Annotated in this window: 17 protein-coding genes; 6 read left to right on the top strand and 11 right to left on the bottom strand. The window is 73.1% G+C overall.

Translation table 11 applies throughout. The features are described 5' to 3' along the window. Window positions 1-207: 207 nt before the first annotated feature. A complete protein-coding gene (locus MicB006_RS32110; protein WP_162959107.1) occupies window positions 208-378 on the top strand; it encodes a hypothetical protein in 171 nt (56 codons plus the stop codon). A gap of 52 nt (window positions 379-430) precedes the next feature. Here the strand turns inward: MicB006_RS32110 and MicB006_RS29000 are convergent, their stop codons facing one another. Continuing rightward, entirely contained in the window at window positions 431-694 is a 264-nt protein-coding gene (locus MicB006_RS29000; RefSeq protein ID WP_225980557.1) for a hypothetical protein, read from the bottom strand. Between the two features lie 32 nt (window positions 695-726). Further along, window positions 727-2511 (bottom strand): N-acetylglutaminylglutamine amidotransferase, encoded by a 1785-nt coding sequence (locus MicB006_RS28995; protein WP_116510381.1) that lies wholly within the window; start codon window positions 2509-2511, stop codon window positions 727-729. Window positions 2512-2746: 235 nt separating this feature from the next. On the opposite strand from MicB006_RS28995, the gene glnA reads away from it, so the two are divergent. Both glnA and MicB006_RS28985 read left to right on the top strand, forming a co-directional pair. Further along, entirely contained in the window at window positions 2747-4171 is a 1425-nt protein-coding gene (glnA, locus tag MicB006_RS28990; protein WP_116510379.1) for a type I glutamate--ammonia ligase, read from the top strand. 161 nt (window positions 4172-4332) lie between these two features. Then, window positions 4333-5478 carry a glutamate--cysteine ligase gene (locus MicB006_RS28985; protein ID WP_116511937.1) on the top strand — a complete coding sequence of 382 codons (1146 nt, stop codon included), beginning with the start codon at window positions 4333-4335 and terminating at the stop codon, window positions 5476-5478. A gap of 46 nt (window positions 5479-5524) precedes the next feature. Here MicB006_RS28985 and MicB006_RS28980 read toward each other — a convergent pair whose 3' ends face one another. Further along, window positions 5525-6352 (bottom strand): PIG-L family deacetylase, encoded by an 828-nt coding sequence (locus MicB006_RS28980; protein WP_116510377.1) that lies wholly within the window; start codon window positions 6350-6352, stop codon window positions 5525-5527. A 73-nt stretch (window positions 6353-6425) separates the two neighbouring features. Here MicB006_RS28980 and MicB006_RS28975 point away from each other — a divergent pair, with 73 nt between their 5' ends. Then, window positions 6426-7139, top strand: a complete 714-nt coding sequence (locus MicB006_RS28975; RefSeq protein WP_116510375.1) for a hypothetical protein — start codon at window positions 6426-6428, stop codon at window positions 7137-7139. Window positions 7140-7196: 57 nt separating this feature from the next. Here the strand turns inward: MicB006_RS28975 and MicB006_RS28970 are convergent, their stop codons facing one another. From MicB006_RS28970 to MicB006_RS28950, 5 genes are all read right to left on the bottom strand, one after another. Next, complete coding sequence (locus tag MicB006_RS28970) at window positions 7197-10013, bottom strand: glycoside hydrolase N-terminal domain-containing protein (RefSeq protein WP_116510374.1); 2817 nt, start codon at window positions 10011-10013, stop codon at window positions 7197-7199. Between the two features lie 156 nt (window positions 10014-10169). Then, entirely contained in the window at window positions 10170-11183 is a 1014-nt protein-coding gene (locus tag MicB006_RS28965; RefSeq protein ID WP_116510372.1) for a nitroreductase, read from the bottom strand. Between the two features lie 2 nt (window positions 11184-11185). Next, complete coding sequence (locus tag MicB006_RS28960) at window positions 11186-12268, bottom strand: hypothetical protein (protein WP_116510371.1); 1083 nt, start codon at window positions 12266-12268, stop codon at window positions 11186-11188. Continuing rightward, window positions 12265-12705, bottom strand: a complete 441-nt coding sequence (locus tag MicB006_RS28955) for a hypothetical protein (protein ID WP_030501956.1) — start codon at window positions 12703-12705, stop codon at window positions 12265-12267. The genes MicB006_RS28960 and MicB006_RS28955 overlap by 4 nt, the downstream gene beginning before the upstream one ends. A 3-nt stretch (window positions 12706-12708) precedes the next feature. Continuing rightward, window positions 12709-14271 (bottom strand): phenylacetate--CoA ligase family protein, encoded by a 1563-nt coding sequence (locus MicB006_RS28950; protein ID WP_116510369.1) that lies wholly within the window; start codon window positions 14269-14271, stop codon window positions 12709-12711. A 224-nt stretch (window positions 14272-14495) separates the two neighbouring features. On the opposite strand from MicB006_RS28950, the gene MicB006_RS28945 reads away from it, so the two are divergent. Together MicB006_RS28945 and MicB006_RS28940 are read left to right on the top strand one after the other, a co-directional pair. After that, window positions 14496-14906, top strand: a complete 411-nt coding sequence (locus tag MicB006_RS28945; protein ID WP_116510367.1) for a hypothetical protein — start codon at window positions 14496-14498, stop codon at window positions 14904-14906. A 7-nt stretch (window positions 14907-14913) separates the two neighbouring features. Further along, window positions 14914-15957 carry a polyprenyl synthetase family protein gene (locus tag MicB006_RS28940; RefSeq protein WP_116510365.1) on the top strand — a complete coding sequence of 348 codons (1044 nt, stop codon included), beginning with the start codon at window positions 14914-14916 and terminating at the stop codon, window positions 15955-15957. On the opposite strand, the gene MicB006_RS28935 is transcribed toward MicB006_RS28940, so the two are convergent. The 3 genes from MicB006_RS28935 to MicB006_RS28925 are packed head-to-tail and all read right to left on the bottom strand — an operon-like array spanning window position 15954 to window position 18531. After that, entirely contained in the window at window positions 15954-16925 is a 972-nt protein-coding gene (locus MicB006_RS28935) for an acetylxylan esterase (protein WP_116510363.1), read from the bottom strand. The two genes, MicB006_RS28940 and MicB006_RS28935, sit on opposite strands and share 4 nt — an antisense overlap. After that, window positions 16916-17605 carry an N-acetylmannosamine-6-phosphate 2-epimerase gene (locus tag MicB006_RS28930; RefSeq protein WP_116510361.1) on the bottom strand — a complete coding sequence of 230 codons (690 nt, stop codon included), beginning with the start codon at window positions 17603-17605 and terminating at the stop codon, window positions 16916-16918. Before MicB006_RS28930 ends, MicB006_RS28935 begins: the two co-directional genes overlap by 10 nt. Further along, window positions 17602-18531, bottom strand: coding sequence for an ROK family protein (locus MicB006_RS28925; protein WP_116510359.1), 930 nt, complete (start codon window positions 18529-18531; stop codon window positions 17602-17604). The genes MicB006_RS28930 and MicB006_RS28925 overlap by 4 nt, the downstream gene beginning before the upstream one ends.

Genomic DNA, 18531 nt, shown 5'->3' with positions numbered 1-18531 from the left:
GCGGGCCGATCAGGGGACCGGTACCTGACATCGGCACGCCGAAATGCGTCAGCCCCACCCCAGCGGCCGCCGTCAGTGGGGACGGCGACCGGCCGGACCGGTGACCGCGGGGGGCCGTCGGCGGAAACCCGCTCCCGGGACCCGTCCGGCGCATAGCGTGGGGCGAGGTGGCCTGCCCGGGGCGCCGGTGAGCGGAGGGAGAACGTGGTGACGGAGCCGGAGGAGGAGCAGGAGAAGACCCGCAAGACCGATCGGGTGCTGTTCTCGCCCGACGGCGACCCGCACCACACGCTGGCGGAGGCGCCACAGCCGGACGAACACCTCCCGCCGACCGTCACCCGCGACGGCCACACCGAAGTGCTCGACGACGAGCAGTGAGCGCACCGAACCCGCCCGGCCGACCGGGCGGGTTCCAGCCACGGAGGCAGCCTCAGACCGGCGGGATGCCGGAGCGGCCGATGTCCGACATGTCGTCGCCGATCTCGGTGCGGGTGCCGGCGACCGGCCCGGCGCCCGCCCCGGTTCGGTCCTCGATGCAGGCGTCACCCAGCGCGTGCATCATCTCCCCCACCGCGGCGAGCGCCGCGCCCTTGTCCGGGCAGGGCTGTCCGGTGGCGAGCACCCGTCCGTCGCCGCCCACCACGGTGAACCCCACGGTGCCGTCGGCTTCGCTCTCGATGACGAACTTCACCATGCTCCTCTCGCCGTCCCGGGCCGGGCGGCCACTCAGCTCACGCCGTGCGACTGCAACCACAACTCCAGCAGGCCCAGTTGCCACAGCTTGTTGCTGCCGGCGGCGGCCTGCGCCCGGTCCGGCTCGGCCAGCAGCTCGTCGACGTACTCCCGGCGGAACAACCCGCGCCGGCGTGCCTCGGGCGCGCTGAGCGCCTCGACCACCAACTCTCGCACGGGCCCGTCGACGTTGCGCAGCGCCGGCACCGGGAAGTAGCCCTTGGGCCGGTCGATGACCTCGGCCGGCAGCACCTCCCGGGCCACCTCCTTGAGGACGCCCTTGCCGCCCTGGGCCAGCTTGTGCTCGGGCGGGCAGGCCGCGGCGAGCGTCACCAGGTCCTGGTCGAGGAAGGGCGTCCGCACCTCCAGCCCCCAGGCCATGCTCATGCTGTCGACCCGTTTGACCGGGTCGTCGGGCAGCATCAGGTGCGTGTCCAGGCGCAGCACCGCGTCCACGGCGGTCTGCGCGCCGGGCGCGGCCAGGTCCGCGGCGACCAGCTCGCCGCTGGCGTCGTGCTCGCAGGTGTACGCGGGGTCGACCACCCGGTTCAGCTCGGCGTGGTCGCGGTCGAAGAACGCGGCGGTGAACTCGGCCGCGGCGTTCGCCCGCGCCGCGTCGGCCAGCCGGTGGTGGTAGCCGTAGCCGGCGAACACCTCGTCGGCGCCCTGGCCCGACTGCGCCACCTTCACGTGCCGGGCGACCTGCTCGGAGAGCAGGTGGAACGCCACCACGTCGTGGCTGCCCATCGGTTCGGTCATGGCCGCCACGGTGGCGCGTACGGCCGGGCCGAGGTCGTCGTCGGCGAGCTGGATGCGGTGGTGGTCGGTGCCGAACGCGCGGGCGACCAGGCCGGAGTAGTGGAACTCGTCGCCGGCCTCGTCCCCGCGGCTGTCGAAGCCGATGCTGAACGTCTGCAGGTGGTGCTGGCCGGCGCCGTCGAGCAACGCGACGATCATGCTGGAGTCGAGGCCGCCGGAGAGCAGCACCCCGACCGGCACGTCGGCGACCAGGCGGCGGCGTACGGCGGTGCGCAGCGCGTCCCCGACGGCGGCCCGCCAGTCGGCGGCGTCCATGCCGTCGTGGGCCCGGTCGCGCCGGTACTCGGGCCGCCAGTAGACGCGCTCGCTGCTGTTCCCGTCGGCGTCCACCACCCGGACGGTGGCCGGGGGCAGCTTGCGTATCCCGCGCAGGATCGTGCGCGGCGCCGGCACGATCGAGTGCCAGGACAGGTAGTGGTGCAGCGCGACCGGGTCGATGCCGGTGTCGACGTCGCCCCCGGCCAGCAGCGCCGGCAGCGTGGAGGCGAACCGGAGCCGGCCCGGGGACTCGGCGAGGTACAGCGGTTTGATGCCGAGCCGGTCGCGGGCCAGCACGAGGCGGCGGCAACGCCGGTCCACGAGCGCCACGGCGAACATGCCGACCAGGTGGTCGACGAACCGCTCCCCCCACTGCGCGTACGCGACCAGGATCACCTCGGTGTCGCTGGTGCTGTGGAACGTGTGCCCCGCGGCGCGCAGTTCGTCGCGCAGCTGCGGGTAGTTGTAGACGCAGCCGTTGAACACGAGCGCCAGCCCGAGGTCGTCGCGGACCATCGGCTGCGCGCCGGCCTCGGACAGGTCGATGACTGTGAGCCGGCGGTGCCCGAGAGTGATCCAGCCGTCGCTCCACGCGCCCTCACCGTCCGGGCCGCGGGAGCGCATGGCCGCTGTCATCCGGTTCACCGCGTCGGTGTCGGGGGTGGCCCCGTCGAACCTGGCCTCACCGCTGATCCCGCACATCTCAGCGCCCACCGGTCAGTCGCGGAGCACTCACCATGCCAACCTCCCGCCGCGTCGTCTCCCCCGGGCGGTCCGCCGGGTACGGCGACTACCCGGCATGTGGCGAAGGAAACCCGGATGGGCGGTTGCCGAGCCGGGCACGGCGAGCCGTCGTACGGTGGCGGTACGGGCCATGTCCCCGGGCGGTCCGGCCACGGGACGTGGCCAGGATCAACGACGCCTGCCAGGAGGACGTGTGTTCGCCAATTCCGAGGAACTCCTGCGATACCTCGCCAACGAGGACGTGAAGTTCGTCGACGTACGTTTCTGTGACCTGCCCGGCGTGATGCAGCACTTCAACCTGCCGGTCGAGTCGTTCGACGACAGCGTGTTCACCGACGGCCTCGCCTTCGACGGCTCCTCGATCCGCGGGTTCCAGGCCATCCACGAGTCCGACATGCTCCTGCTGCCGGACGTCGCCACCGCCTTCATCGACCCGTTCCGCACGCAGAAGACCCTCGCGCTGAACTTCTTCATCCACGACCCGTTCACCCGCGAGGCCTACTCCCGCGACCCCCGCAACGTCGCCAAGAAGGCCGAGGCCTACCTCGCCGCCAGCGGCATCGCCGACACCGCCTACTTCGGCGCCGAGGCGGAGTTCTACATCTTCGACTCCATCCGCCACGAAACCTCCGCCCACCAGTCGTTCTACTACATCGACTCGATCGAAGGCGCCTGGAACAGCGGCCGCATCGAAGAGGGCGGCAACCGCGGCTACAAGACCGCCTACAAGGGCGGCTACTTCCCGGTGCCGCCGGTCGACCACTACGCCGACCTGCGCGACAGCATGGTCCGCCGGATGGTCGACGCCGGGTTCACTGTGGAACGGTCACACCACGAGGTCGGCACGGGTGGCCAGTCCGAGATCAATTACAGGTTCTCGACGTTGCTGCACTCGGCCGACCAGCTCCAGCTCTTCAAGTACCTGATCAAGAACGAGGCGTGGGCGCACGGCAAGACCGCCACGTTCATGCCCAAGCCGCTCTTCGGTGACAACGGCTCCGGCATGCACACCCACCAGAGCCTCTGGCGCGGCGGCGAACCCCTGTTCTACGACGAGACCGGCTACGCCGGCCTGTCCGACACCGCCCGCTGGTACATCGGCGGCCTCCTGCACCACGCCCCCTCACTGCTCGCCTTCACCAACCCGACCATCAACTCCTACCGCCGCCTGGTGCCGGGCTTCGAGGCCCCGGTCAACCTGGTCTACTCCCAGCGCAACCGCTCCGCCTGCACCCGCATCCCGGTCACCGGCAGCAACCCCAAGGCCAAGCGCGTCGAGTTCCGGGTCCCCGACCCGTCGGCGAACGTCTACCTCGCCTTCTCCGCGATGCTCATGGCCGGCCTGGACGGCATCAAGAGCAAGATCGAGCCGCCGGCGCCGATCGACAAGGACCTCTACGACCTGCCCCCGGAGGAGTGGGGCGACGTCAAGCAGGTCCCGGGCTCGCTGTCCGAGGCGCTGGCGTCGTTGGAGGCCGACCACGACTACCTGCTCGACGGAAACGTCTTCACCGACGACCTGATCTCCACCTGGGTCGACTGGAAGCGGGCCAACGAGGTCGACCCGGTGCGCCTGCGCCCGACCCCGCACGAGTTCGCCATGTACTACGACTGCTGATCGACGTACGACGACCGCTGAGCGACCCCACCGCCCCCGCGCCACCCGCGGGGGCGGTGGTCGGCGGAAACGGCCTCGGGACAGGCCTCGGCCTCGTACCGTCGAGACATGACTCCGCCTCACGACGACACGCCGACCGTTCCGTGCCGGTGGAGCCGTCGGTGAGGCCGCGGCCCACCACCACCGCCACCACCCCGACACCGGAGATCCCCACCGTCCTGACCCTCGGGGTGGAAGAGGAGTTCCTGCTGCTGGACCCGGTCACCGGCGAGAGCATGCCGGTCGCCGACCGGGTCCGCGACGCCCTCTCCGGAACCGCACGCGAGCAGAGCCGGCAGGAGTTCCGGCACAGCATGGTGGAGATGGTGACCCCGGTCAGCCCTGACCTCGGTCAGCTCCGCGAGCACCTGGTCACGCTGCGCCGGGCCGCCGCCCGGGCGGCCGAGGCGGCCGGGGCGCGACTGGTCGCGGTCGGCGCCACGCCGGTCTGCGAGGCCCACCGCACCGTGCCCGACGAGCAGCGCTACCACGACATGTCCCGCCGGTTCGGCCCGGTGGCCCACGACCCCGCGGTCTGCGGCTGCCACGTGCACGTCGGCGTGCCCGACCGGGAGCTGGCCGTGCAGGTCTGCAACCACCTGCGTCCGTGGCTGCCGGTGGTGCAGGCGCTCACCACCAACTCGCCGCTGCACGACGGGCGGGACACCGGGCACGCCAGCTGGCGCTCGATGCAGCTGGAACGGTGGCCGAGCATCGGACCGACGCCGCACTTCCACTCCGCCGCCGACTACGACGCCACGGTCCGGGACCTGATCACCGCCGGCGTCATGCTCGACGCCGCGATGGTCTACTGGTACGCCCGGCCGTCGGCGTCGTACCCCACAGTGGAGATCCGCGTCGGCGACGTCTGCCCCACAGTCGACGACACGGTCCTGATCGCCGGGCTGGTCCGGGCGCTGGTCGCCACCGCGATCGGCGACATACGCGACGGCGTGCCCGCCCAGCGCATCCGCGCCTGCCTGGTCGCCGCCGCGCACTGGCGGGCCGCACACGACGGTGTGGACGGTGACCTGGTCGACCTGCGCACCGGGCGGCCCCGGCCCGCCTGGGACCTCGTCGACGACATGCTCGACATCGTCACGCCCTCGCTGACCCGCCACGGCGACCTGGACCTGGTGCGGCGGCAGATGGACCGGGTGCGCCAGGAGGGCACCGGCGCCACCCGGCAGCGTCAGGTCATGGCCGACACCGGCGGCGACGTCCGCGTGGTGCTCGCGCACCTGGCCGCGCAGACCATTGCGGCCTGAGATGGGCGGCCCGGCCGACGACACGCCGGACCGGGCCGGCGGCCGGTCAGCGCAGCCCGGCGAACAGGTCGTCCTCCGGTGTCGGGGCGCCGGTGGTGTCCCGCACGCGCACGAACGTCTCCATGCCCATCAGCTCGGTGAACCGCTCCTGCCCCAGCCGCAGGAAGAAGATGTTCTCCGCCTGGCTGGCGTGCGCGGCCAGCGAGGCGAACTTCTGCCCGCCGTACCCGCTGGTGTCGACCCAGGTGGTGATCTCGTCGTCCGGCAGGCCCAGCGCCGGCATCTCGTCGGTCGCCTCCGGCTCGGGGAACTCCACCCCGATCTCGCGCATGACGGTGCCGAACTGCTGGAACGCGCTGCGCGGCACGGTGGTCCAGTAGACCTTGGACGGGATGCCGGTCTGCTCGACAGCGGCCATCGTGACCCGGTGCGCCTGGATGTGGTCCGGGTGGCCGTAGAAGCCGTTCTCGTCGTAGGTGACCACGACGTCCGGGCGGTAGCGCCGGATCAGCTCGGCCAGCCGGCCGGCCGCCTCGGCCACCGGCGTGTTCCAGAACGCGCCGGGCGCGTCGTTCGTCGCCCAGCCCATCATCCCGGAGTCGCCGTAGTCGAGCGTCTCCAGGTGGGTCACCTTGAGCGCCTCGCAACTGGCGGCCAGCTCGGCGCGGCGCATCTGGACCACGGCCTGCGGGTCGTGCCCGGGGTCGCCCGGCTTGATCCCGCCGGGACCGTCGCCGCACCCCCCGTCGGTGCACGTCACGAGCACAGTGGTGACGCCCTCGGCCGCGTAGCGGGCCAGGACGCCGCCGGTGCTCGTCGCCTCGTCGTCAGGGTGCGCGTGCACCGCCATCAGGGTCAGGGATCGATCGGTCACCCCGTCACCATACGAGCAACGGCCGACGAACTAGCATTGCCCGGTCCGCAGACCGCGACGGAAGCGAGGCGCGATGGGTTGGCTCCAGCGGTTGCTCGGTGGCGGACGGGTCGAACTGGACCCCACACGCCAGCAGGAGCTGCTGCGGGACGTCCGGCAGTCCTACGGGGCGCACGCCCGCCTCCGGTTCCCGGACCAGGTGGACGCGATCACCCGGCTGCTGTCCGATGACGACGGTCTCGTGGTGGCCGCCGGCATCGTCTGCGAGGCCGCCGATCAGGCCCACGCCGACCTGCAGTGCCAGGCGCAGGAGGTGTTCCGGCGTACCGGAAGGCGGCTGCTGGTGCACCGCCGCAACTACCGGCCCCTGTGGAAGGAGGCCGGGCCCGCGCTGCGCTGGCCGCTCGGCGCGCTGCCCAGCGGGCTGCACCCGTACGCGCAGGTGGCCGGCGCCGTGGCGGCGGTCGGCGGGCAGGCGGACCGGCTGGACAAGGTGACCGATCCGCAGCCGTTCGTGACGCGGCTGTTCGAGGTGCTCGACCTGACCACCGTCGGCTGGGAGTTCGGCCGGGTGCGGGTGGACACCGACGGCGCGTCGCTCGTGGAGCGGCTGATGGGCACCGGCGCGCGGGTGCTCGCGACGATGGACGACCCGCCCCGGCTGCCGCCGGCGGTGCGGGAGATGATGCGCCGCAACCACCGCATCGCCGTGTACGACCCGGCCGGTCCCCGGGTGGTCGGCGAGTTCAATCTGGGCGCGCGGCTGCGCGAGACGCTGCTGGCCTGATCGGCGGCACGCCCCGCCCTCGCCGGGTGGCGGCGGCGCGGCGTGCCGTCCGGGCGGTCAGGTGGTCGTGCAGGTGAGATTCGTCGGCGGGTTGTTCGTGCCGCCGACCGTGCCGATGAAGCCGAACGTGGTGGAGCCGCCGGCCGGCAGGGATCCGTTGTAGTCGACGTTGCGTACCGTCACGTTCGCGCCGTTCTGGGTGTGCGTGCCGCTCCAGATCTGGTTGATCACCTGACCGTTCGGGAACGTCCAGGACACCGTCCAGCCACGGATCGCGGTGGCGCCGGCGGTCACCGTGACCTCGGCCTGGAAGCCGCCGGACCAGGAGCCGGTGATCGCGTACGTGGCACGCGCGCCGGACGGCGCCGGCGAGCTGGTGGTCGGGGTCGGAGTCGGGGTCGGGGTCGGTGACGGCGTGGACGTCGGCGTCGCCGTCGGCGACTGTGTCACGCCCGGCCGGGCCGCCCGGTAGGTGTGGCCGGCGCGGACGGTGAGCGCGACGACGTCGGACTCCGGCCGGGTGGTGGCGGGTGTGCTGCCGTCGGTGACGTCGGTGAGGGTGAAGCTGCCGGTGAACAGCCGGGACCGCAGTCGCAGCGTGCCGTCGCGGTCGGCGCGGACGCTGATCTCGTCGGCCTGGCTGTTGCTCCAGGCCAGCGCCACCGTGTAGCCGCCCCGGCCGCGCAGCCCCGCCACCTGCCCGGCGGGCCAGGCGGTGGGTAGCGCGGGCAGCAGGTGCAGCTCGCCGGTGTGGCTGTGCAGCAGCATCTCGGCGATGCCCGAGGTGGCCCCGAAGTTGCCGTCGATCTGGAACGGCGGGTGCAGGTCGAACATGTTCGGCGCGAGCCGGTCGGTGCGGACCAGGTCGCGCAGGAGCTTGTGGGCGCGGGCGCCGTCCTCCAGCCGGGCCCAGAAATTGATCTTCCAGGCGAGGGACCAGCCGGTCCCGTCGTCGCCGCGCAGCTCCAGCGTCTTGCGGGCGGCCTCGTACAGCGCCGGGGTGCCCCGCCTGGTGATCTGGTTGCTGGGATGCAGCCCGTACAGGTGCGAGACGTGCCGGTGGGTGCGCTCGGTCTCCACCCAGTCGGCCAGCCACTCCTGCACGTTGCCCCGGGAGCCGACGCGGCTCGGCGGCAGCCGGTCCTTGGCCGTGCGCACCTGGGACCGGAACGTGGTGTCGACGCCGAGCACCTCGCTGGCCCGGGCCGCGGCGTCGAACAGGTCACGCAGGATCTGGTTGTCCATCGTGGGCCCCGCGCAGACGCTGGCGTTCGCGTGGTGGGCCAGCTCCGGCGAGTTCGACGGGTTCGTCACCAGGTAGCCGAGCGTCGGGTGGGCGACCAGGGTGTCGAGGAAGAACTGGGCGGCGCCCTTGAGGGCCGGGTAGTTGGCCTGGAGGAATCCGAGGTCGCCGGTGAACAGGTAGTGGTCCCAGATGAGCGTGCTCAGCCAGGCCCCGCCGGTCTGCCACATGCCCCAGAACGCGCCGTCCACGACCGACGCGCCCCGCCAGGCGTCGGTGTTGTGGTGGGTGACCCAGCCGCCGGCGCCGTACTGCGCCTGGGCGACCCGCGCGCCGGTGACGGTGAGGTCCTTGACCATGTCGAAGACCGGCAGGAAGCACTCGGACAGGTTCGTGGTGTCGGCCGGCCAGTAGTTCATCGGCAGGTTGGCGTTGACCGTGTACTTCGAGTCCCAGGACGGCGTCAGCGAGTCGTTCCAGATGCCCTGGAGGTTCGCCGGCTGGGTGCCCGGCCGCGACGAGGAGATCAGCAGGTACCGCCCGAACTGGAACAGCAGCGCGGCGAACTGCGGGTCGTCGGTGCTCGCGTGCTGCGCGATCCGTACGTCGGTGGGCTGGTCGGCGGCGGCGGTGCGGCCCAGGTCGATCGTGACCCGGTCGAACAGCGCCTGGTAGTCGGCGCGGTGGCGGCTGCGGAGCTGGTCGACGCCCACGCTCCTGGCGGCGTTCAGCCGGTTGCGGGCGATGCCCTGGTAGTCGCCGTTGACGGTGCGGTAGTTGACGTAGCTGGTGCCGATCGAGATCAGGACCGTCACGCTGGTCGCGCCGGAGACCCGCAGCGTGCCGCCGGAGCTGCTGACCGTGCCACCGGTGACGGCGGCGTTGGCCAGGGCGAGGAACCGCACCGAGCCGTTTACTCCCTCCATCGAGCCGGAGATGCCGTCGAGCGCGACTGTCGCGCCGTCCGGGCTGGACACGGTGGTCCGCTGCGGGCTGTCGAAGGCTGCGGAGAACGTGATCGCGTTCGCCCGGTCGGCGGTCAGCCGGAGCACTATCACCTGGTCGGGGGCGCTGGCGAACACCTCCCGCTGGTGCCGTACACCGTTGAGCACGTACGTGGTGGTGACGGTGGCGGTGGTGAGGTCGAGCGTCCGGTTGTACTGCGTCGCCCCGCTCGCCGATCCGAAGGAGAGCCGGAGGTCGCCCACGGTCTGGTAGGCGAGCTGACCGCCGGGGCTGCCCATCATGGTCTGGTTGATCAGGTCCTGGGCCGAGGTCCACTGGTCGGCGAAGACGCGGCGGCGGATCTCGGCCAGGTTGGCCGCGCCCCGGGTGTTCGCCGAGTCGTACGGGCCGCCGGCCCAGACGGTGTCCTCGTTGAGCTGGAGCCGTTCGGTGTCCATGTTGCCGAACACCATCGCGCCGAGCCGCCCGTTGCCGATCGGCAGGGCGCGCAGCCAGTCGGTGCCGGCCGGTTCGTCGTACCAGAGTGCCAGGTCGTTCGCGGCGAGCACCTGCGCCGGCGCTGCCGAGCCGGCGCGGGCGGCGGCGCTCCAGGCGGCCGGCACCAGCGCGACGCCGGCGCCTGCCGCTGTGGCCTTGATGACGTTTCGTCGTGTCACTTCAGACATGGTTCTTCTCCCAACCACGCGGATCAGTGGCGGGCCCGGGCGCGTGAACCAATCCTGTTATCGCTAACAGAGCTGCCTCATGCGCCCGGACGCCGTTTCCTGCCACTCCGCGCCCAGGGGCTCCCGACCGGGCGACACGTGAGCCAACATGGACTCTCATGGATGAAGTGACACCGCGTCAAGGGGTGTTACCGCTAACAGAGGTGATCCGTGCTGCACCCGACGGGCCGAGCGTGGCGCCGGAGCGGCCGGCCGGCCCACGCGGGTCACGTGCACGATCCGCTCCGGCGCCACGTCCAGCAGCGTCCCGAGCGCGTCCCGGGTGTCGGCCACGTCGACGAGCTGACTGAGCGGGTGCGCTGCCAGTCCGGCCCTGTGCAACGTCAGCCACGCCCGCATCAGCACCCGTCCGAACTCGACCTGCCCGGCCGCGTCCAGGTCCGGCGGCGCGATCAGCGCCAGCACCCCGCCGCCGCGCGCGAGCGGATCGTCACCGGCGGCGAGCAGGCGCGGCAGCCCCAGGGGGCGCAACGCCGGGTACGCCGCGAGCGCCGCCCGCAGCCCGGTGGCCGCCGCCCGGCCCAGCCCGAGGCAGCTGTCACTGAGCCCGTCGCTCCGGTAGCGCGGGCACGCCCGGTCCAGGCGCAGCCAGCGGCGCAGCTCCGCGACCACCGCCGGCTCGGCGTACACCCGCCGGTCGGCCGTGCGCAGCAGCGCGCGCAGCCGCCCGGCCGCCGGCACGACGCGGGCCGCGCCACCGGCCCGCCGGACGACCGCGTCCACCGCAGCGACCACCTCGGCGTCCGGGCCGCCGGTGAACCGGCCCCGGTGGGTACGCCGGTCCCGCACGTCGGCGGCGCGGAACGGCGTCCGGTACGGCTGCCGCGCAGGTCGCAGCCGCCCCACCCGCCGGTCCGCCTCGTCATGGTCGGCGGCCCAGTCCAGCCGCAGCCCCGCGTCGGCGGCGACGATCAGGCAGGTCTCCACGAACGCGCCCAGCGACAGCCGCAGGTCCCGGCTGGTCGGGTCGCCCGCCGGCAGCGTGTCGGCCGGGTCCCAGCCGACGGTGACCGCCCAGTGCTCGTAGCGCAGCCGCCACGGCTGCGTGTTGTGCGCGCTCGGGGCCCGCCAGCACAGCGGCTCCAGCGCGCGGAACGCGGCGAGGTCCATGCTCACCGCTCCTTGGCGTAGAACGTGTAGCCGTGCAGCGGGCGTCCGCCGAGGCGCCGGTACTGGGCCGCCGACGCCGGGTTGTCCCGCCCGACGTACGTGCTGCGCAGCGCCGTGTAGCCGCCGTCGTGCAGGTTGTGGTGCAGGTGCGCCGACAGCAGCCGCTGGTAGCCGCGCCCCTGGTACCGCGGCACCACGCCCTTGACGATCAGCACCGCCTCCCGCCGGTACCGGCGCCGGGTGGCCAGCAGCCGCAGCTGGTTGACCGGGTTCAGGTCGCCGCGCACAGCTACCAGGAAGTCGCTGATGTCCGGTACGCAGAGCACGAACGCCACCGGGTTCCCGTCGCGGGTCAGGTAGAGCAGCAGCGATTCGTCCAGCAGGTACGCCAGCCCGTCGGTCTGCCGCCGCAGCTGCGCCGCCGAGATCGGCGTGTAGTAGCCGAGCTGGGCGAAGGAGTCGTTGAGCATCCCGCGCAGCAGGTCGAGCTGCGCGTCGAGCCGCCGGGTGTCCCCCCTGTGCAGTTCCAGCCGCGCGCCGTCCGGTTGGACGCCGAGCGCGGGCGGCGGTCCGGCCGGTGGCGGCACCGGGCAGATCCAGGTGTCGGAGACGAACCGCCTGGTGAACCCGTTCTCCTCGTAGGCGTCCGGGTAGTGCGGCGGGTTCCAGGCGCTGTCCACGAAGCCCCGGTCGGCGTACCCGGCGGTGATCACTCCGCCGGCCTGGTTGGGCAGCAGCGCCACCGGCCCGAACAGCAGGTGCCGGCCCGGCGTCGCGTGCGCGGCGATCGCGTCGAACAGCGGCCGGGCGGCCTCCGCGGTGAACTCGGTCAACCCGAACAGCTGGCACCGGCGGCCCAGCTTGGCGTCGAGGTCGGCGTCGGTGTGCAGCGTGGTCCGCCCGACCACGGCGCCGGCGGCGTCGCGCAGCACGTACATCGGCACGCCGTCGCGCCACCAGCGGCGGATCTGCTGCCGGGGCGTCGGCACGTACCGGGGCTCGTCGGCGTACAGCCGGTCGGTGAGCGTGAGGAAGTCGCGCAGGCCGCGCCGGCCGGTGACGCGCTCGAACCGGTGGCCGGTCACCGGCGCACCGCCGGCCCGGTCGTCTCCGCGCCCAGCGGGGTGAACTGCTCGATATGGCCCATCGCGCCGTCCTCGGCCCGCCACGCGCCGTTGGAGTAGCCGTCCGGCGAGGCGGTGTAGAGCCGGATGAACCCGGCGGTGGCGTTGCGGTTGCCGTCGGTCAGCCACATCATCAGCTTGCGGTGGTGCCGGGTCCGGGCGAAGCGCAGCAGCGCGTCCCGGTCGGTGAAGAACGCGATGGTGCCGAGCGTCAGCGGGAACTGCCAGTAGACGGTGTGCCAGCAGTAGCCGGACATCCGGCGCATGTCCCGCACCATCCGGATCCAGTCCGGCGCCAGGCGCAGCAGCACCAGCGGGTTCGCGTACCGGGTGCCGCCGATGAACATGGCGCCGGCGCGGGCCTGGGCCGGGGCGCGGGAGAAGTCACGGGTACGCATCGCTCACCTCACCAGGTAGACGTTCTTCAGCTTTTCCATGCCGGCGAACGGGCCGCCGCCTGGCTCGTGCAGCTCCACCCGCAGGTCACCGGCGGTCGGGTCCTCCACCAGGGACTGCGCGAAGTCCCGCGACACCGAGGTCAGGTGCGCACGTACCCCGTCGCGGCAGGCGTCGGCGAGCGCCGCGCGTGCCGCGGCGTCCAGCGGACGGCGCAGCTCGACGTGGATCACCGGCCGGGTCTCCAGCTCGGCGTCCTCGTGCAGCGTGAGGCAGAACCTGTTGATCTCGGCGGCGTGCGGGTTGCCGGTGTAGAGGCCGTACTCCACGTCCTGCGGGTAGAGGTTCGCGCCCAGGTAGGACACCGTGGAGTCGCTGCGGCCGAACAACAGCAGCAGCGGCAGCGTCATCCGCTCCTCGGACACCGCGGTACGGAACTCGGCGCGGCGCACCGGGTCGGCGTGCGCCAGTTCCACGATCCGCCGGTACGGCACCAGCAGCGCCTCGTCACCGACGTTGTAGCGCAGCCGGGGCTGGAGCACGTGCGGGCCGGTGACAGTGCAGAGCAGTTCCCGCCGCTCGTTGGTCTCCAGGTAGGTGGCGAACGGGTTGTACTGGAACACCATCGGCAGCCGCTGCTCGTCGCGGCCGAGCAGTTCCGCGCGCAGTCCCGCGTCGGTGCGCAGCCGCCGCCGCAGCCACACCGTGAGCCGGGTCTCCGCGCCGATGCCGATGGTCAGGTCCGACGCCCCGTACGCCGAGCGCACCCGTACGAACCGCTGTTCCAGGTAGTCGCGCAGCGCCTCGGTCATCCCCTCGCCGCCGCAACTGGCGAAGATCCGGTACCGCGACCACTGAAAGTCCTCGGCGTCGAGGCGGTCCCGCAGGTGCTTGAGGAACGGCGGGTACGCGGTCACCAGGTAGTCGTGGCCGGGGCCGAACTCGCGCAGCGTGTCGACGATCTTCCCCAGGTCGGGGCCCGTGTTCTTCACCGTCGCGATCCGGGCCATCGCCGCGCCGGTCGTGGTGCCGGTGGCCCAGGCGCCCATCGAGTACGCGTTGATGACGAACGGGCGGCGCATCGGGAACGCCAGCCCGGTGTACCCGGCGATGTCGCGGTGCACCGCCAGCAGCTCGCGCTCGCCGCGCGGCCAGTTGAACGGCCGCCCGGACGAGCCGGCCGACTCGTCGACCACCACGCCCCGCTCCGGCAGCCGCCCGTCCCGGCACCGGGCCGAGGAGTCGTACGCCATCACGTACCCGCGCTTGTCGGTCTCCGGGAAGTCCCGCAGCCGGCGGCGCAGGCCGCCCGGGCGGGCCCGCAGGAACGCCTGGTAGGCGGGCACCCGGCGGGCGGCCCGCACGCAGGTAGACCGCGCGTTCGCGGCGGCGAGCCGGTCCAGGACCGGGTGGTGGCGCCGGGCCAGCCACCGCCAGCCGGCGGGGTGGTGGGCGATGAGCCGGGCCATCGCGGCGACCGCGCGGCCGGCGGGGGCCAGCGCGGCCTCGGCGGGCAGCGGCGTGTCGACGGTACGTGCAGCGGCGTGTCGGTGCAGCGTCTCGGCCATGACAAGAATCCTGTCGACGCCCCGGCGCTGCCGCCTGAGCCACGAGACGGTGATCCGCTGAGTATCCCTACCCAGGCGAACCTCGGCGTACTGCTGGTCGCCGGCCTGGTCCTGACCCGGCGCTCGCGCCGACACCCCTGACCACTACCTGCGGTCATTACCGTCAGTCACTATCGCGACACATGGCTAGCCCGCCGCGCGGAGCCGGGTGGAGACTCCGCCGCATGGAGAACGTGGAGCGTGAGCGCAGCAACGAGCGCTTCGAGAAGGTGGCCGAGGAGACCTCGGAGACAGTGACCCACGCGGCCACGGTGCTGGAGGAGGAACTCGCGGCGGGGCTGGCCGGCGCCCGGCGGCTCGAGGAGAAGCTGACCGAGAGCCGGCGCGTGGACCCGGAGGCGTTCGACGAACTCGTCGCCCGGGTCCGCACCGACGGACACGCCCTCATCGACACCGTGGTCGGGCAGCTGAAGATGGCCGACGACCAGCGCGGTGAGGTGATCCGGCGGTACACGTCGGACGCGCACGACGCGCTGGACACCGTACTCAATCTGGCGCGGCTGGCCCCCGAGGTGGCCAACGGGCTCGCGGACCGGCTGGCGTCGCCGGCCCCGAAGCGGCCGACGGACCGGTAGCGGCGCGATGGCGCCGACCGCCGGGGTGGCCGGCGGGCACGTGGAACGGATGTTGGAGCGCTATCGCGGGCTCGCCCTCGGCGCGCTGCTCGACGACGTGCCCGACGGCGGCCCGCGCTACCTCTACGACCTGGTCGCGGAGTATCCGCGCCGGTGGGGCAAGGGGCTGCGCGCCGCGTTGTGCCTGGCGACGTGCCGGGCGTTCGGCGGCGGCGACGCGGTGGGCCTCAACGCCGCGGTGACGGTGGAGCTGTTCCACAACGCCTTCCTCATCCACGACGACATCCAGGACTCCAGCGAACAGCGACGCGGCGGGCAGACGCTGCACGCCGAGTACGGCGTCGGCGTGGCGCTGAACGTCGGCAACATGACGAACCTGCTGGCGTTGCGGCGGCTGGCCGCGAACCGGGCGGCGCTCGGCTCCGGCATCGCCTGGCGGCTGTTCACCGAGACCGAGCTGATGATGCGCCACTCGCTGGAGGGGCAGGCGATCGAGATCGGCTGGATCCGCGACAACGTGTGCGATCTGGACGCGGACGACTACTACCGGATGTGCTTGAAGAAGACGTCCTGGTACACCTGCATCTACCCGTGTCGCACCGGCGTCCTCGTGGCGACCGGCCGGGAGAACGCTGTCGACGTGCTGGACCGCTACGGCTGGTACCTGGGCGCGGCGTTCCAGATCCAGGACGACGCGCTGAACCTCACCGGCGACTACGCCCGGTACGGCAAGGAGATCGCCGGTGACCTGTGGGAGGGCAAACGCACGCTGATCCTGATCGACTTCATGCGGCGGTGCACACCGGAGGAACGCGAACGGCTCGTGCGGCTGCTGAGCCGGACCCGCGCGCAGCGCACCGACGCCGAGGTGCGCTGGCTGCACGGGCGGCTGCTCGCGTACGACTGCGTGGAGGCGGCGCGGCGCAGCGCCCGGGACCTCGCGCTCGCGGCCCGGCGTGAGGGCGAGCGGGCGCTGGGCGCCGCTGCCGACACCGAGGACGGACGTTTCCTGCTGGAGCTGACCGACTACGTGGTGGAACGCGCCCGTTAGCCGCCCAGGATCCCGCGCAGCCAGGTGAGCTGTTCGCGCTGGTGCGCCGCCTCGCCGCCCTCGTGGTCGTTGAACTCGTACACCCGCACGTCCTTGTCGCCGCCGTAGCGGTGGTAGGCGGCGAAGCAGGTCGACGGCGGGCAGACCTGGTCCCGCAGCGCGATGGAGAACAGTGCCGGCGCGGTGGCGCGCGGCGCGAGCACGGCGGCGTCCAGGTAGGACAGCGTGCGGAACACCTGGTCGGCGCGGTCGCGGTGCAGCGCGAGATATTCCACGACCTCGGCGTACGGGCTGTCCGGGCCGGCGACGCGCACGCCCCGGCGGATGTCGCACAGGAACGGCACGTCCGGCATGACGGCCACGACGCCCGGGCACAGCGCGCCGGCGGCGAGGGCGAGGCCGCCGCCCTGGCTGAATCCGGTCACCGCCACCCGGTCCGGGTCGACGGCCGGGTGCCGCCGGGCGGCCTCGGCGAAGCGCACCGCGTCGGTGATCAGCCGCCGGTAGTAGTGGTCGGCCGGGTCGGCGACGCCCCGGGTGAGGAAGCCGGGCACGGTGCCGGCCGGGTAGGGGTGCGGGTCGGGCGTGCCGCCGGTGGCGGCGCTCCAGCCCTGACCACGACTGTCCATGATCAGGTGCGCGAAGCCGGCCGCCGCCCAGAACAGCTTCTCGTGCGCCAGGCCGCGGCCTCGGCCGTAGCCGAGGTACTCGACCACGCAGGGCAGCGGCCTGTCGGCATTGGCCGGCAGGTGCAGCCATCCGCGTACCGGCTCGCCACTGAAACCGGGGATCGTGGCGGCGTACGTGCGGATCTGGGTCAGGCCGGTGTCGACCGGCTCGTAGACCGCCGCCTCCGGGTCGCCGCCGCCGTCGAGCGTGCGCGCCCAGAACGCGTCCAGGTCCGCCGGCACGTCCAGCTCCGGCCGGTACGCCATGCAGCCGGCCAGGTCGAGGTCGGTCAGCGGCACGACGCGGCCTCCTGTACGGCGGCGGCGAACCAGCCGGTGATCGTGCTGGGGTGGGTGATGGCGGTGCCGACCACCACCGTCCACGCGCCCGCCCGCAGCGCCTGCGCGGCCTGCTCCGGGGTGTGGATGCGTCCCTCGGCGACCACCGGGACGTCGACCGCGGCGGCGAGCCGGGCGACCAGGTCCAGGTCCGGCCCGTCGCCCTTGGTGGTGTACGCGGTGTACCCGGAGAGCGTGGTGCCGACCAGGTCGGCGCCGGCAGCGGCGGCGGCCACGCCCTCGTCGAACGTGGAGCAGTCGGCCATCACCAGCGCGCCGGTGCGCTCGTGCACGGCCGCGATCGTCTCGGCGAGCGTACGGCCGTCGGGCCGGGGGCGGGACGTGCCGTCGAGCGCGACGACGTGCGCCCCGGCGTCGGCGACGGCGAGCGCGTGCTCCAGCGTCGGGGTGATGAAGACGTCGTCGTCGCCGTCCTTCCAGAGCCCGATCAGCGGCAGGTCCACCGCGGCGCGGATGGCCGCGATGTCCGCCAGTCCCTGGGCGCGGATGCCCGCGGCGCCACCCCGGGCGGTGGCGAGCGCGACCCGGCGCATGGTGTCCGGGTCACGCATCGGCTCACCCGGGTACGCCTGACAGGAGACCACCAGGCGGTCACGGAGCTGGTCGACGAGCGCGTTCATGAGACCTTCCAGGCGAGCGAGGCGGCGCCGAGCAGCGGCGCGTCGGGGCCGAGGGTGGAGGCGAGGACCGGGACGCCGGCCAGGGCGGGCAGCGTCTCGGCGGGCACCGCGTCGCGCAGCGCGCGCCACCACGGCTCGCCGAGCCCGGTGACGCCACCGCCGACCACCACGGCGGCGGGGTCGAGCACGTTGACCAGGCCGCCGACGGCGGATCCGATCGCCGCGCCGCCCAGCCGGACGACATCGCGGGCCGTCTCGTCGCCGTCCGCGGCGAGCGCGGCGACGGCCCGCAGGTCGGCCACGGGCCGGCCGGTACGCCGGACGTACTCGGCGGTGAGCGCGGGCCCGGCGGCGATCGCCTCCAGGTGCCCGCGCCCGCCGCAGGTGCACGGCAGCGTTCCGGCGTACGCCGACGGCTGGTGCCCGGCGTGCCCGGCCGCGCTGTGCGCACCGGCGAGCACCGTGTCCCCGAGGACGAACGACGCGCCGACGCCCGTGCCCACGGCGACGTAGAGCACCGTGTCGTGTCCGGCCGCGACGCCGTGGCGTGCCTCGCCCAGCGCGTGGGCGTGCACATCGTTGATCACGGTGACCGGCACGCCCAGGCGCCGGCGCAGGTCGCCCCGCAGGTCCGTGCCGGCCCAGCCGGTCAGCACGTCGGTGGCGGACAGCACCAGGCCGGAACCGCTGTCGATGACGCCGGCGCTGCCCACGCCGAGTGCCCGTACGACGCCCGGCGCGTCCGCCCGCAGCTTCTCGACCAGGCCCGCCGCGGTGTCGAGCACCGCGGCGGCCCCGAGGCGGCCCGGCGTCGGCGCGGTGCGCCGGCCGACGACCTCCCCGGAGGCGGTGACCAGCGCGGCGGTGGTCTTGGTGCCGCCGATGTCGAGCGCGGCGACCAGACCGGTCGTGCTCACCTCAGGCAT

The sequence above is a fragment of the Micromonospora sp. B006 genome (assembly GCF_003408515.1).
Classification (GTDB): Bacteria; Actinomycetota; Actinomycetes; order Mycobacteriales; family Micromonosporaceae; genus Micromonospora; species Micromonospora echinospora_A.
The sequence above is the reverse complement of the archived record's forward strand: the minus strand, read 5'-3'. Positions and strand labels throughout refer to the sequence as shown.

Bases quoted from the DNA above. Each gene is read 5' to 3' on its own strand.
- MicB006_RS29000 (WP_225980557.1), bottom strand. From the start codon at position 694: ATGGTGAAGTTCGTCATCGAGAGCGAAGCCGACGGCACCGTGGGGTTC.
- MicB006_RS28995 (WP_116510381.1), bottom strand. From the start codon at position 2,511: ATGTGCGGGATCAGCGGTGAGGCCAGGTTCGACGGGGCCACCCCCGAC.
- MicB006_RS28975 (WP_116510375.1), top strand. From the start codon at position 6,426: ATGGGTTGGCTCCAGCGGTTGCTCGGTGGCGGACGGGTCGAACTGGAC.
- MicB006_RS28970 (WP_116510374.1), bottom strand. From the start codon at position 10,013: ATGTCTGAAGTGACACGACGAAACGTCATCAAGGCCACAGCGGCAGGC.
- MicB006_RS28965 (WP_116510372.1), bottom strand. From the start codon at position 11,183: ATGGACCTCGCCGCGTTCCGCGCGCTGGAGCCGCTGTGCTGGCGGGCC.
- MicB006_RS28955 (WP_030501956.1), bottom strand. From the start codon at position 12,705: ATGCGTACCCGTGACTTCTCCCGCGCCCCGGCCCAGGCCCGCGCCGGC.
- MicB006_RS28950 (WP_116510369.1), bottom strand. From the start codon at position 14,271: ATGGCCGAGACGCTGCACCGACACGCCGCTGCACGTACCGTCGACACG.
- MicB006_RS28945 (WP_116510367.1), top strand. From the start codon at position 14,496: ATGGAGAACGTGGAGCGTGAGCGCAGCAACGAGCGCTTCGAGAAGGTG.
- MicB006_RS28940 (WP_116510365.1), top strand. From the start codon at position 14,914: ATGGCGCCGACCGCCGGGGTGGCCGGCGGGCACGTGGAACGGATGTTG.
- MicB006_RS28930 (WP_116510361.1), bottom strand. From the start codon at position 17,605: ATGAACGCGCTCGTCGACCAGCTCCGTGACCGCCTGGTGGTCTCCTGT.
- MicB006_RS28925 (WP_116510359.1), bottom strand. From the start codon at position 18,531: ATGCCTGAGGTGAGCACGACCGGTCTGGTCGCCGCGCTCGACATCGGC.